12 protein-coding genes are annotated in these 13884 nt (G+C 58.8%); 11 read left to right on the forward strand and 1 reads right to left on the reverse strand.

Annotated features, from left to right (window positions below; genetic code table 11):
- The first annotated feature begins 48 nt into the window (after positions 1–48).
- The 11 genes from PMI07_RS13905 (at position 49) to PMI07_RS13945 (ending at position 12625) form a co-directional block, all read left to right on the forward strand.
- A complete protein-coding gene (locus PMI07_RS13905) occupies positions 49–1368 on the forward strand; it encodes an aminotransferase class III-fold pyridoxal phosphate-dependent enzyme (protein WP_007767914.1) in 1320 nt (439 codons plus the stop codon).
- A gap of 29 nt (positions 1369–1397) precedes the next feature.
- Positions 1398–4010, forward strand: a complete 2613-nt coding sequence (gene acnA, locus PMI07_RS13910) for an aconitate hydratase AcnA (protein ID WP_007767916.1) — start codon at positions 1398–1400, stop codon at positions 4008–4010.
- A 183-nt stretch (positions 4011–4193) separates the two neighbouring features.
- Positions 4194–4631, forward strand: coding sequence for a helix-turn-helix transcriptional regulator (locus PMI07_RS13915; RefSeq protein WP_155956457.1), 438 nt, complete (start codon positions 4194–4196; stop codon positions 4629–4631).
- A gap of 69 nt (positions 4632–4700) precedes the next feature.
- Complete coding sequence (locus PMI07_RS13920) at positions 4701–6455, forward strand: peptide antibiotic resistance protein (protein ID WP_155956458.1); 1755 nt, start codon at positions 4701–4703, stop codon at positions 6453–6455.
- A gap of 33 nt (positions 6456–6488) precedes the next feature.
- Positions 6489–6707 carry a hypothetical protein gene (locus tag PMI07_RS34045; RefSeq protein WP_007767919.1) on the forward strand — a complete coding sequence of 73 codons (219 nt, stop codon included), beginning with the start codon at positions 6489–6491 and terminating at the stop codon, positions 6705–6707.
- Between the two features lie 19 nt (positions 6708–6726).
- Complete coding sequence (locus PMI07_RS13925; protein ID WP_024163801.1) at positions 6727–7878, forward strand: YcaO-like family protein; 1152 nt, start codon at positions 6727–6729, stop codon at positions 7876–7878.
- Positions 7875–8570, forward strand: a complete 696-nt coding sequence (locus tag PMI07_RS13930; RefSeq protein ID WP_007767921.1) for a TfuA-like protein — start codon at positions 7875–7877, stop codon at positions 8568–8570. Before PMI07_RS13925 ends, PMI07_RS13930 begins: the two co-directional genes overlap by 4 nt.
- 90 nt (positions 8571–8660) lie before the next feature.
- Positions 8661–8879 carry a hypothetical protein gene (locus PMI07_RS34880; protein ID WP_007767922.1) on the forward strand — a complete coding sequence of 73 codons (219 nt, stop codon included), beginning with the start codon at positions 8661–8663 and terminating at the stop codon, positions 8877–8879.
- Positions 8880–9865: 986 nt separating this feature from the next.
- Positions 9866–10069 (forward strand): hypothetical protein, encoded by a 204-nt coding sequence (locus PMI07_RS35320; protein ID WP_037086293.1) that lies wholly within the window; start codon positions 9866–9868, stop codon positions 10067–10069.
- Positions 10070–10227: 158 nt separating this feature from the next.
- The gene (locus tag PMI07_RS13940) at positions 10228–11508 is read left to right on the forward strand and encodes a D-tagatose-bisphosphate aldolase, class II, non-catalytic subunit (RefSeq protein WP_007767923.1); all 1281 of its coding nucleotides are present in this window, start codon (positions 10228–10230) and stop codon (positions 11506–11508) included.
- 103 nt (positions 11509–11611) lie between these two features.
- Positions 11612–12625, forward strand: a complete 1014-nt coding sequence (locus PMI07_RS13945; RefSeq protein WP_007767924.1) for a LacI family DNA-binding transcriptional regulator — start codon at positions 11612–11614, stop codon at positions 12623–12625.
- Between the two features lie 19 nt (positions 12626–12644).
- Here PMI07_RS13945 and PMI07_RS13950 read toward each other — a convergent pair whose 3' ends face one another.
- Positions 12645–13778, reverse strand: a complete 1134-nt coding sequence (locus tag PMI07_RS13950) for an ROK family transcriptional regulator (protein ID WP_007767925.1) — start codon at positions 13776–13778, stop codon at positions 12645–12647.
- Between the last annotated feature and the right edge of the window lie 106 nt (positions 13779–13884).

Below are 13884 nucleotides of genomic sequence, written 5' to 3' on the forward strand. Positions count from 1 at the left end.
TAACCTCAAGAGACGAGTCTCCTCGAGACACGAACGAAAGCCATCCCCATGCAACAGCTCAATGCCAATTCGCTCGAATCCTTCTGGATGCCGTTCACGGTCAACCGGGATTTCAAGAAGAAGCCGCAAATCATCACCGGCGCGTCGGGCATGTATTACCACATGAGCGACGGCCACCGGCTCCTGGACGGGATCGCCGGCCTCTGGTGCGTGAATGCCGGGCATGGGCATCCGAAGATCGTCGAGGCGATCCAAAAACAGGCTGCGCAGCTCGATTTCGCGTCGTCATTCGGGCTCGGCCATCCGCTCGCCTTCGAATATGCCAACCGGCTGACATCCATTGCCCCCGAAGGCCTGGACCACGTCTTCTTCACCAATTCCGGGTCGGAAGCGACCGATACCGCGCTCAAGCTTGCGCTTGCCTACCACCATGCTCGCGGCCAGGGGCAAAGGCAGCGGATCATTGGCCGCCAGCGCGGGTATCACGGGGTCGGTTTTGGCGGACTTTCCGCAGCCGGCATGGGACCGCATAAGAAACAGTTCGGCATGCTTCTGCCGGGCGCCGCCCACATGCCGCATACCCACGACCTTGCCCGCAACGCCTTCAGCCGCGGCCAGCCGAGCCACGGCGCGGAGATCGCCGACGCGCTTGATCAAATGTTGCAGACCTACGATCCGTCGACGGTCGCGGCGGTCATCGTCGAACCGGTCGCCGGCTCGACGGGGGTGCTGATCCCGCCGGTCGGTTATCTCCAACGACTGAGAGAAATCTGCACGCGCCACGGCATTCTGCTGATTTTCGACGAGGTGGTGACCGGTTTCGGCCGCCTTGGGCGGCCATTCGCGGCGGACCGTTTCGGCATCACACCCGACCTCATTGCCATCGCCAAGGGCATGACGAACGGTGCAGTTCCCATGGGCGGTGTGATCAGTTCGAACAATATCTACGAGATGCTGATGGAGATCGCGCCGCAAGGGACCGTGGAATTCTCCCACGGCTATACCTATTCCGGCCATCCGCTGGCATCGGCGGCGGCGCTTGCGGCACTGGATGTCTACATGACCGAAGGCATGTTCGAGCACGCGGCAGCGGTCGAACCGGTCTGGCAGGAGCGTGCCCATGCACTCAAGGGCCTCTCCGGCGTGGCGGATATCCGCAATCTCGGCCTGCTTGCCGGCATCGAACTCGGCGACGACGTCGCGAGCGGCAAGGCGATGGCCAAAGCGGTCTACGATTATTGCTTCGAGCGCGGCGTATTGATACGCCCGGTGGCAAACACGATCGTCCTCTCCCCTCCCTTGGTCATTTCGGAGACGGAAATCGACACGCTGTTCTCAACGATTGCCGCCGGATTGAAGACGCTGTAGCGCGGACGACAGAAGGCAGTGCCGAACACATGCGCACGAAAATTGATATCGATGGCGTAAGTTACGACCTGATCGACCTGCCCGCCGTGGCTGGCGACGATCTCGCGCGCATGCCCTATATCCACCGGATCCTGCTGGAAAATATCCTGAGAACGGCCGCCGACGATGCGCCGCGGGCCAAGGCCGCGATGATCGACTGGCTTCAGAGGGGCCGGAGCGACGTCGAAATCCCCTTCCTGCCAAACCGCGTCCTGATGCACGATACGACCTGCGGCCCTGCGCTGGTCGACATTGCCGGCATGCGCTCCGCGTTGGCGGAAGCCGGCGGCGATCCGGCACTGCTCAATCTCGTCGTGCCGGTCGACGTCTCCACCGACCACTCGGTCGCGGTCGACGCTTTTGGAACTCCGACCGCCATCGAGCACAATATGCGGCGGGAATACGAGCGCAATGCCGAGCGCTACAGCTTCATGAAATGGGCAACGAATACGCTCTCCGGCTTTCGGGTCCATCCGCCAGGCACCGGTATCATGCATACGCTCAATCTCGAACGCCTGGCGACGGTCGCGACGCAGCACCTGCAGGACGGCCGACTTTGGGCGATACCGGACACCCTGATTGGAACCGACAGCCACACGCCGATGATAAACGGGATCGGCGTGCTGGCCTGGGGAGTGGGCGGTTTGGAGGCGGAGAGTGTCCTTTTCGGCATGCCGGTGACGTTGCGCGTACCCGACGTTGTCGGCGTCCGCCTGACGGGAATGTTGAAGGAAGGGGTTCTCGCCACCGATCTCGCGCTCGTGGTGACGCATCTTCTGCGCCGGATCGACCTGCAGGACAAGTTCGTCGAGTTCTACGGACCGGGCGTCTCGAATCTGACGGCCGGCGACCGGGCGGTCGTGGCCAATATGGCGCCGGAATTCGGTGCTAACAGCGGCTATTTCCCGATCGACTGCCGGTCGATCGACTACCTGTTGAAAACCGGCCGCAGTGAAAGCCACGCTCGATTCGTCGAATGTTATGCGAAACGGGCGGGCATCTGGTTCGATCCAGATGCCGATCCCTGCTACACCTCGATACTCGATCTGGACATCAGCAGCGTCGAGCCGAGCCTTGCAGGCCCACGACGCCCCCAGGACAGGATCGCAGTCAGCGAGACGCGCGCGGCCGTTCGCGGAATGAAAAAATCTTCGGAGAATCTCGCAGTCGAGGGCGCACCCAATGACGGCGCGGTGGCGATCGCCGCGATCACCAGCTGCACGAACACTTCCGACCCGCGGCTTCTCGTGGCCGCCGGTCTCCTCGCCCGAAAGGCGCGCGCCTACGGCCTGCACCCGCCGCATTGGGTGAAGACCTCGCTTGCCCCCGGATCCCCGACCGCCGAGCGTTACCTCGCCCGCGCCCGCCTGCTCGGGGATCTGCAGGCCGTTGGTTTCGGCATCGTTGGATATGGCTGCACGACCTGTATTGGCAATTCCGGACCTCTGACCGAGCCTATAGCTGAAGCGATGGCCGAACGCGGCATAGTTCCGGTCGCCGTCCTGTCCGGGAACCGGAACTTTCCGGGCCGGGTACATCCGCAGTTGGAGGCGGCCTTCCTCGCCTCGCCGCCTATGGTCGTCGCCTTCGCGCTCGCCGGAACCGTCGAGTTCGACATTCTCCGCGATCCGATCGGCATTTCCGCAGACGGAACCCCGGTGACACTGTCGATGCTCTGGCCCGGCGCTTCCGAGATCGACGCAACTCTTCTGGCTGCGTCCGACGTGAATGACTTTTCGCCTGCCTATGATGCCGCCGAGGCGAGCAGGGCTTGGAAAGAGCTTCCCGCGCCGGCGACTACTCTGTTTCCCTGGGATGAAAACTCCAGCTACATCCAGCCCCCGCCCTTCGCGAGCTTCGGCGATGGAACCCGGCTCGGCACCTATGAGGCGCATCCCATCCTCGTTCTCGGCGACGACATCACCACCGACCATATCTCGCCTGCCGGTGCAATCCCGGCCAAGGGTGAGGCGGGGCGGTATCTCGTCGAACGCGGTGAGAACCCGGGCGACCTCAACGTCTTTTCATCCCGGCGCGGAAACTGGGAAGTTATGATCCGCGGCCTCTTCACCAACAAGACCGTGAACAATCTTCTGGCAACAGGCATTGCGCCGGGCTCCACTGTCCATGCCGGATCGGGAAAAGTCCTGCCGCTCTGGGGTGCGGCACAGTGCTACAAGGCCGAGGGAAAGTCCGTCGTGCTTGTGGCGGGAGCGCGCTACGGAATGGGCTCGTCCCGCGACTGGGCGGCGAAGGGCGTGGCGCTTATCGGCGTTCGCGCCGTCCTTGCGTCAAGCTTCGAGCGTATCCACCGCTGGAACCTGATTGGCATGGGCATCCTCCCACTGCGGCTTCCACCCGACGTGGAGCCGCAGATGCTCGGCCTCCGTTCAGGCGACTTCCTCACCATCCACGCCAATCCCGACATGATGTCTCCACGCTGTGATATACCGGTAGCCGTCAGGCATACCAGCGGCTCGTCGATGATTTTCAAGGCTTCTGCCGCGGTCGAAACAAATGCCGAGGTTGAGATCCTGCGCGCAGGTGGCATCCTGCCACTCATCCTCAAGCGTTGTCTCGTCGAAGTGCCGCAGCCCAAGTGACCCAACAAGCTTTGGTATGGGCCGGTTTTTTTTGGCCGCAAGCCTGAGTAAATCTCCGGAAAATTCGCAATAAAGCTATTCTCGCCGTTGAGGATGTGCGCCTCGACCTGAACTTGTTAACAGGCCCTAGTTGCACGAAGCCTCGGTTTATATCACTGTATGGTCGTGACGGAGAGCGCAGTGATGGATCACAAGAAACCAAACCCGATTGATATACATGTCGGATCAAGGATCCGACTGAGGCGCGCCATGCTGAAAATGTCCCAGGAAAAATTGGCCGATGGTCTTGGGATCACCTTCCAACAGGTGCAGAAATACGAGAAGGGAACCAATCGGGTTGGCGCCAGCCGTCTTCAGCAGATTGCAACCATACTGAGCGTGCCTGTTGGCTATTTCTTCACCGATGTGCCAACCCCGTCATCGACGACCGATAACAAGCCTGTGCACGAGGAAGATGCGGTGACCTCCTTCCTGGCAAGCCGTGAGGGGATGGAGCTCAATCTGGCATTCCAAAGGGTGGCAAATGCCAAGCTGCGCCAAAACATCGTTCAGTTGGTCAAATCCCTGGGGCGCCCGTCAGATCTGGACCACGACATCGCGGATCCAGGCGCAACGCGTTAGCGGATCATTCCCGTGCTTAGGCTTGTGACATTCGGGGGCCTTTGGCTTGCCGACGACGAACGAGGGACAGTGCCACTGCCACAAAAGGCGCTGTATGGGCTCGCATATATGTTGGCCAGCGGTGAATTTGAACTGCCGCGAGATTATCTGGCGCGGCTGCTTTGGGCAGGCGATCAAGACGCCGCGAAAATCAACTTTCGAAAGATGACAGAGCGCGTGCGCAAATGCGCCAAGGATGGCTGGTCTCCTCCACTCGATTTCACGGCTTCGACCGTATATCTATCCGCCGAGCCCCTTGAGGCGGATTTCTCCGTCTTCTCCAGTGATCTTGAACCGCTACCGCGATTGAACGCGATGTCAAAATTGATGACGCGGCAGTTTATGGACGAGACCAGCTTGCCCGTCGGGCTAAAACCATGGGTCGAGAAACAACGTTCGGTCCAGTGGGAACGCTTTCGGGCGGGTTTTTTCGAGGCACAAGCCACTGCGAGGAGCCGGTCTGAATGGGCTGACGTCAAGGAGAGCGCAAAACAACTCCTTGAACGCGATCCGGGCGATACTGCTGTTCGCGATGTCCTGCTTGTGGCGCATCGTCGTGATGACCAAATTGGATCCTCTAGACCATCGGTCAGTCGAACCGAGTTCACGTTGCCCAGGGGGCCTGCAGTCGTCCCCTCAATGCCCATAGAACTACCCCGGCTGGTATTGCTTCCTCCCCAAGAGACAGAGCAAAACGCTTCTTATCCTGCCCGCGCGTTGATGGAAGATATCACGATAAGTCTATGTTCCTTGAGGACAGTAGCGGTCGTCGCTCCCTATACGGCTGCCCGTATTCGGCAGGATGCGGATAAGATGGCTCAACTGGAGAGACATTCCATCTCCTACGTCCTTGACACGAACATCAGCGGCGAAGGTCTCTTCGTACAGATGATCTTCCTCCCCTCGGACAGCGTTTTGTGGGCGGAGCGCTTCCGCCTCAAGGCCAGCTCACTTGCTTCACATCGCAGGCAAGTGGCACAGATGATCGTGATGGCAATTAGCGGCCACCTCCAGCGCACCGAAATTGTGCTCGCTGACTACCGTGCTCATCCGGAAGTCTATAGGTCCTATCTTTCAAGCGCCCAGCATCTCAACAAGTTCACACTCCCTGACGTGCGCCGGGCTAGAAATGCCTTTCGAGAAACACTGAGAATGCGCGGGGATTTCGCGCCGGCATTGGCCGGTCTGTCCCGCACCTACTCCTGGGAATGGGTCTTGACGGCGCGGGGGGAGAATGAGCTGCTGGTTCAGGCGGAAGAAACGGCAAGAAAAGCAGTGGCATTGGAGCCGGAATTGGCATCGGCGCACCGGGAGCTGGGGCTATCGAGGCTTTACCTTGGCGATGTCGACGGGAGCCTGGAGGCATTCGATCGGGCGGAAGGATTGAGCCCACACCTTGCCGACGCAATATGCGGGTATGCCGACGCTCTGGTCCATGCGTCGAAGCCTGCCGATGGGTTGGCTAAGATTAGCAACGCTATCCGTCTAAATCCGATATGCCCCGACGATTATTTCTGGATTGCGGCCGGCGCCAGTTATTTCCTGGGTGAGTTTCATCAGGCGATCAGCTATATAGACCGAATGGGCGACTCCTCATCGGCCCGGAGATTGCTTGCGGCGAGTTATGCTATGGCTGGTGATACTGCGAAGGCACGCGCTCATCGCCGCAAGGCTCAAGAGCTCAACCCGCAATTCGACCTCGACAAATGGCTGTCCGTACTTCCGGTGAAAGAACAATGGCAGAAGGAACTCTACCGAGAGGGCCTGTTAAAAGCTGGTTTTTAAATTTTTAACGCCAAAAACCTAAGGGGGTTAGATATGGCAAGAGTTGTGGTAATTGGGCTGCCCGGAGACGATCAGCTTTATCTGGCGGACATTGATGCGGGAACGGTCCTGCCGATGCAGCCGCCCGTTTCCGGGCCGCTTGCTGCGGCCAACGATCTTAGAAATGCAGGAGGAACAATTGTCAAAGACGTCAATATGGCTGTTGCAGTCTCCTCCTCTGAACAGGCTTTCTCTGGTGTGTTCGATGGCTAAGCTGTCAATGGCGTGAGTGATGGAACGCATCTGCTCACCTGAAGAGACCTATGAGCGGGTGCGTCCTTTTCTGAAGACGCTTGGGATAACCCGTATCGGCCGCCAGACCGGACTTGATCATATCGGTATTCCGGTTTGGTGTGCCTATACTCCAAACGCCAAGTCGATCGTGGTTGCTCAAGGCAAAGGGTCTACCGATGCCGCCGCGAGAACATCCGCAGTCATGGAGGCTATCGAACGGGCTGTCGCTTGCGATCCGTTCCTGTCAATCAAGAATGTCTCCGCGTCAGTTCTTTCGGATGCCGGCGAGCGTTTCGATTTGCTTGTGCCGCTTCTTGGCAGGAACCAGCCCCCTCCACGAGCAACGGATACTATGGCGTTTGTGGCGGGAGAAGACCTCTTTAGTTTTGATCGCGTCTACGTTCCAGTCGACGCCGTGTCACTCGATCGGACCTTGTCGAACTGCCGATACTGGCAATCCTCGGACGGCCTTGCGTCGGGCAACACGCATGACGAGGCAATTTTCTACGGCCTTCTCGAGCGTATCGAACGCGACGCTCATGTCCTGTGGCAGGGTTTTCCTGAATCGAACCAACACACCAGGTGTTTGGACCCCGACACATTCAGCGACGAGAATGTTAGGTCCCTTATCGTGAAGATCGAGGATGCGGGCATCCTGCTGAGTATGTTCGACATGACAAGCGATATCGGCATACCGTGTATCGGTGCCTTCCTTGCGGCCAGAACCGCGCTCGCGTCCCGTGCACCGCGATTTATCGACGTGACGTTCGGCTGCGGCGCTCATCCGTCCCCCGAACGCGCTGCCATGCGAGCTCTGACGGAAGCCGCGCAGTCCCGCGTCACCTATATCAGTGGCGCACGTGATGACGTCTTTCATGAGACCTATCGACGACCGCTGCCGGAGCGGTTGCGAAGGCTGTTTTCCGCTGAACCTTCACGCGGCGTGCCCTTATCCGGTCCAAGGGACCTCGCAGGAATCTTGATGAATTTGAAGCGGGCGCGTGTCACGCAAGCAATCGCCGTCCGATTGAGCGATCCGGCATTACCCTTCGCGGTCGTCAAGATATTGGTGCCCGGATTGGAAAACCCGGAGGGAGAGCGACGGCATAGATTTGGCGAAAGGGCGATGACAGCATCGTTTGCGTCATGAAAGTACTCTTTGTCGGCCCAAGCCTTCCGGATGCAAGGCGTCTCGTGGCGGAGGATATGATTATAAGACCGCCGGCGATGCAGGGTGATGTACGGCTGGCAGTCGACGAGGGTGCGCGGGCGATTGGATTGATCGATGGCGCCTTCGAATATGTCGCCCCCGTCTGGCACAAGGAAATTCTCTACAGTCTCTCGAAAGGCGTGGCGGTCTTCGGAGCGGCGAGCATGGGTGCCTTGCGGGCCGCGGAGTGTCACGCCTTCGGTATGACTGGCGTCGGGGAAATCTTCGCGGCCTATGCGAACGAAACCCTCGTCGACGACGCGGATGTCGCACTGCTGCATGGACCGGAAGAGCTCGGATATGTCGCTATCACCATCCCGATGGTCAACGTGGACGCGACCGTCACGAGCTGTTGCGCACACGGTCTGATCTGCGGTGAGGAGACGCGACATCTCAAGGAAAGCGCGCGTTCTTTGTTCTTTAAGGTCCGTAGCTGGAACGCGATCATCGCAAACTGCTCGGAAATTGCTGGTGCCCGCGCAAATGAATTGTTGCGAATTCTTCACCACAACTATGTGGACCAAAAAAGAGCGGACGCCATGGCCCTGATTGATGCTCTGCGTCAGGCCGACACGTATCCTCCCCCCATCCGCTTTGAATTTAACCGAACGTCTCTCTGGCGTGATGGCTAGCGTCATCAGCCATGCGTTGTGTCACGCCGATGTCACACCCGGTGACCTTCAAAGAGTTTTAGATTGCCCTCACAAGTTGGGGGTTGGTGCATGGCATGCTCAGATTTGCAAATTGATAGAGAAGCAGAACTCGTCGCCTTGGCGAGGCTGGTGATTTACGCGAGAGAGACGGCAAAGGGCCTCAAATCGGTCGAGGTCGAGGCCGGACTTTCCGTGACCCTTGAGGCGATCACCAAGGAGCTGACCGGTGACATAGATATTGCGGCGACCAAGCACTCACCCAGAACGCCGGGTCAAACCTATCAATAGGTGGAAACCGCGATCCGGAAATGGTCGACGGTTGAGGTCGCTGAACTGTGCAGCGGGGGGCGGCACGAAGGGCTCGACGGGCGGTATGGAAAGCACGTCGAGCCCTTGCCGCAGTTGGGGTAACCGCCGGGGGGCGGCCCTGCGGCAGTGGAACTTCCACACAGCTGTCGCCGTCGTCCAGTTACGTCGGAAAGTGTAGCGAATATAAAGTAAATTTCCACCGCGACCGGTGAGTCACTGGGACAACTTTTAGCACACATGATCTCGTCGGCGCACCGCATCAACGCGACCGCAATGAGATCCGGCGGAATACCGTCCAAAATTGGCGAGAGACTTCGGGAGGTCGGCGGTGAGATCTTGGGTGAGCGCCACGACTTTACTTGAGATCATCAAACGTTCTCGCTGGTCGCGATTACCGCGCCGCGCGTTCAATGAGCCGTTGGCCCTCAAATCGAAAAATCGAATGGATCTGGCTGGATGCGGTGAAGAGTTCACGGACAAAATCGGATGAGACTGGCATGAAAGCGAGACTGTCAAAAACAGCTTCTGCTGAGGAGAGCATATCGGCCTTCGGAGCCCCAACCACGCGCGACAACACGGCTGCCTTGAGCCTGCGCGGTCCGCAGCGGCCGTGGGTTCAAGTTGACCGCAGAACCGTTGCTGTTTCTCTAGCCCTTTTGAGCGGGCTTTGGATAACGGGCGTCGCGATCCTTGTCTGCCTACTGACATAAAGCATTAACTAGTCTCATGCTGCACTGCGCGTCAGTCTCGCGTTGCGGCGCAGGTCGGAGGCGAACTTGGCCAGGAGACTGCGGGTTCCGTCACGAGCGTCGAGTGGCGGTGCCCGGAACAAGCCCCACAATGGTCGAAGCCGAGATGTCCTTGACGCGCTAACAGCCCCCTGATCTTCCGACGGAGACCCTTGCGTCGAGGGGAAATGGCTCTGGCTGTTCGGGGCATGCAGATCGGCGTACGGAATTCGCACCTTGCTGATTCTGGAACTCGGCACGTCCTTCGATCCTGCCTTCCCTCACGGAATTATCCCTCGCGAACATGGCATGGTCTGTCTCGAGCTCGATCACATGTTTGCCGGTCTCGCATCGGTATCGACTGCCGCCTACCGGTCCGTGCTGGCGCAGGTCCTCGGTTTCGCGGGGAAACATTTTGTCGGTCGAAGGAGCGAGATTTGATGTGCCAAGTCCCAGTTCCGGTCGCGCATCGTGCAACCTCATAGGTCGCCTCCACCAATGCCGAAAAAATATATTCACGCACGGATCATTTAAAATTGACGCGCGTAAATAAATTTCCTAACGCTCCACCGATTCATTTGATCAAGGATTGCCGGTACATGCAGACGAACTTTCTACTTGATATCGCAAACTGGCATCGGCAGGAAAGCCGCAAGGGCATTCCATCCGTATGCTCAGCCCACCCCCTGGTGATCGAAGCTGCGATGTTGCGCGCCTTGTGGAGCGATTCCCATCTTCTGGTCGAAGCGACCTGCAACCAGGTCAATCAGGATGGCGGCTACACGGGCATGACGCCGGAGGACTTCCGCACTTTTGTCCTAGGTATCGCAGCCACGACCGGCTTTCCAACAGAACGGCTGATTCTAGGCGGCGACCACCTCGGTCCCAACCCGTGGAAACACCTGCCCGCGGAACAGGCGATGGTAAAGGCTTCCGCGATGATCGAGGCCTATGCCAAGGCCGGCTTCACCAAGCTTCACCTCGATACGAGCATGGGCTGCGCCGGCGAGCCGGTTGCGCTGCCCGACGGAATCACGGCCGCACGCGCTGCAAGTCTCGCCGCCGCTGCCGAAGCGACTTTGAAGCCCGATGAAGGGATCAAGCCCGTCTATATCATCGGCACGGAGGTGCCTATTCCCGGTGGCGCCATGGAAGAGCTCGATGTGCTGGAAGTGACGAAGCCGGAGGCTGCCCGAGAAACGGTCGCAGTGCATCGCAAGGCGTTTGAGGCGGCGGGTGTCGCCGAAGCGTTTTCCCGCGTGGTGGGGGTCGTTGTCCAACCGGGGGTCGAGTTTGGCAACGAAAATGTCATCGCCTATCAGGCGGATCAGGCGACGGCGCTCAGCGACGCGCTTGCCGATCTGCCAGGCATGGTTTTCGAAGCGCACTCCACCGACTACCAGACGCGCGAAGCGCTGCAGCGATTGGTCAGGGATGGTTTTGCCATCCTCAAAGTTGGCCCGGGCCTCACCTTCGCGATGCGCGAGGCATTCTACGGTCTCGACCAGATCGCCGAATTCATTTTTGCTGGCAAGCGTCGGGAAACGCTGACCGCGACTGTCGAGCGCGTGCTGACATCGGAGCCCGGGAACTGGGAGAAATACTATCACGGCTCGGAGGCGGAACGGCGCGCCCAGCGTCATTTCAGCTACAGCGACCGCATCCGTTATTACTGGCCGCATCCCGAAATCGACAGGGCCGTGAAAGTGCTTTTCGAAACGCTGGATAATATCGACATACCGGAAACGCTGATCAGCCAGTACATGCAAGCGAGCTACCCCGACGTCCGCGACGGCATCGTCAAGTCGCAAGCCAAGGCTCTCGTGCTAGCCTCGGTCGATCGCGTCCTGCATAATTATTTCGAAGCCTGCCGCCCTTGACGACGCAGCGGCCGTGTCGACATCTGGCGAGACTGGACGCCTGCGCAATCGGATTGGAAAGACGCCTTTGGAACAGGATTTGCCGGGAAAAGTCATCAGAACAATGGAGGAGTTTTCCCGGTTCGTCGGGTTATCGCGCCCCACCGTGTCTAAGTTTTTCCACGATCCGGAGTCGATACGCCGCAAGACGCGCGACCGGATCGAGGCGGCGATCGACAAGACCGGCTTTCGGCCCAATATGTTTGCGGTCAACCTCAACCGTCGACGCGCCAATATTATCGGGGTCATTGTTCCGAACTCTTCCGACCCTTTCTATATGGCTCTCGCCCGGCGTGTCGAGCTCATCGCGAAAACCGAAGGCTTCCTCGCATTCGTGCTGTCGTCGGACGGCGACGCGGATTTGGAAGCGCGGGCGATCACGACCTTGAAATCGATGAATGCCGCTGGCGCCATCATTGCGCCGCTGGGTATCAAGTCGCATCGCGACACCTTACGGTCGCTCAGCGATGCAACACCGATCGTTTATGTCGATTCCCCCCTCGACGAAACCTCACCCTTCGTCGGGACAGACAACCGGCAGAGCTTCCAGCTGATGACGGATTATCTCTGCCGCTCCGGCGAACCGCCCTGCTATCTCGGCATGCCGGCCGTCAATACTAATGCGCGAACGCGTGAAACTGCCTACGCGGAATCCATGCTCCGGTTGAACAGGGAGCCTATGGTCTTGAATGTCTCGGGCGGTGCAGACTGGGATTTCGAAAGGTTCGGCTTCGACGAGATGCGGCGCTTGATAAGTCAGAAAGCCCTCCCCAGCAGAACCGTGTTATGTGCGAACGACCGTATTGCATTCGGGGCTATATCCGCGGCTTATCAGGCAGGCGTGAAAGTCGGCCAGACTGGACAAGGTGACCTACGGATTGCAGGCCACGACGACCACCCGCTTTCGCGATACGCCTGCCCGCCGATCACGACTGTCGCGCAGGATTACGACCAGATCGGCACACACGCACTGGATCTGCTGTTTCAGATGATGGACATGGAGCAGGAGCAGCACGTGACGGATCGCGGCGAAATCATTCTGCTGAAAGGGGAAATCGTGCTCCGGAATTCCGCCTGACCGGGAAAGTCGGAACGCTTTAGGCCCACCCTTTCAATGCCCGGCCCGAATAGTAGCTCGGCGTAGTGGCCCGATACAATGGTATCGTGGCTGCGCCCAGATGCGGCATTTCGCTTAAATCGGATTTATGGATCTCCGGAGGCTCCACGAAGAAGTCTTCTCCGAGGGTTTCGAGCGAGCCGAGGCGCTTGACGATATGGCCTATGATCCAGTCGGGGAGCGAGCCGCCAACCACGATAGCCGACGGATCCATGGTTCTTGCAACGGTCAAGGCGAGAGTACGCAATTGATCGGTCGCTCGCTCAAGCCACTCCACCATCCGGGGATGATCGGCGTAGCGGTCATCTATGTCTTTCAATCTCCTGATCGAGATACCGGCATCGCCAAGTGTCTTGCAGAGATCCTGCCCCGAAGGCCTGGAGTGCGATTTGGGGAAAAGTCCCCCGAATTCTCCGGCATTCCGGTGAGCGCCGCGATATAGATGCCGCTGCACGACAACTCCGCCACCGATTCCATAGGTGAGCCAGATCATCGCGAAATTCGAAAGATTTCGCCCCACGCCGTAGTAAAGTTCCGACAAAATGACGGCCTTGCCGTCGTTCTCATGGTGAACGGGGTAGTCGAAATACTGCTGAAAGTCTTTATCCACATCGACGTCGTGCCAACCGGTAAACTGCGGAATCTGAAATACATGTCCCGGATTGCGCGAAAAATGGCCGGGAAACGACAGTCCGCATCCTAGCACCCGTCGCTCGTCGATACCGGATTGCGCGACAACCTGCCTGGCGGCCGGCGCCGCAATGTTCATGATGTGCTGAAAACTGTGATCTTCGAGGTCTTCGCGCACTTCCGCACGAATTTGGCCGTTCAAGTCAGCAACGCAAATCCGGATATCATCCGGGTTGAAATAGACGCCGAGCGTGAACAAGCCATCGGGGTTGATCTCGACCACGGTCGAAGGTTTGCCTCTTCCATTGCCCGGTCGGCTTGTTTCGGCCTCGACGATCAAGCCGGCATCGAGCAAACTTGACGTGAGTCGTGTCAGCGTCGGCGCGGAGACATCCATGTCGCGCGCCAATTCGCTACGCGACATGCCGCCGCGACCGCGCAATGTTTCTATGAGCCGCCGTTCGTTATAGCCCAGATTGATCAAAACAGTCCCCGTATCGCGCAAAGAGCGCCAAAGGCCCTACCCTACATCGCTGTCACAATCACCCCGTTTGTTGCAGCCTGTTTCCACCTGCGCCAAGACTTTATGA

This window comes from Rhizobium sp. CF080, from assembly GCF_000282095.2.
Taxonomy (GTDB): Bacteria; Pseudomonadota; Alphaproteobacteria; order Rhizobiales; family Rhizobiaceae; genus Neorhizobium.

Excerpts from the sequence above, each read along its gene's own strand:
- acnA (WP_007767916.1), top strand. The coding sequence starts at position 1,398 with ATGCGCACGAAAATTGATATCGATGGCGTAAGTTACGACCTGATCGAC.
- PMI07_RS13940 (WP_007767923.1), top strand. The coding sequence starts at position 10,228 with ATGCAGACGAACTTTCTACTTGATATCGCAAACTGGCATCGGCAGGAA.
- PMI07_RS13930 (WP_007767921.1), top strand. The coding sequence starts at position 7,875 with ATGAAAGTACTCTTTGTCGGCCCAAGCCTTCCGGATGCAAGGCGTCTC.
- PMI07_RS13905 (WP_007767914.1), top strand. The coding sequence starts at position 49 with ATGCAACAGCTCAATGCCAATTCGCTCGAATCCTTCTGGATGCCGTTC.
- PMI07_RS34045 (WP_007767919.1), top strand. The coding sequence starts at position 6,489 with ATGGCAAGAGTTGTGGTAATTGGGCTGCCCGGAGACGATCAGCTTTAT.
- PMI07_RS13925 (WP_024163801.1), top strand. The coding sequence starts at position 6,727 with ATGGAACGCATCTGCTCACCTGAAGAGACCTATGAGCGGGTGCGTCCT.
- PMI07_RS13945 (WP_007767924.1), top strand. The coding sequence starts at position 11,612 with ATGGAGGAGTTTTCCCGGTTCGTCGGGTTATCGCGCCCCACCGTGTCT.
- PMI07_RS13915 (WP_155956457.1), top strand. The coding sequence starts at position 4,194 with ATGGATCACAAGAAACCAAACCCGATTGATATACATGTCGGATCAAGG.
- PMI07_RS34880 (WP_007767922.1), top strand. The coding sequence starts at position 8,661 with ATGGCATGCTCAGATTTGCAAATTGATAGAGAAGCAGAACTCGTCGCC.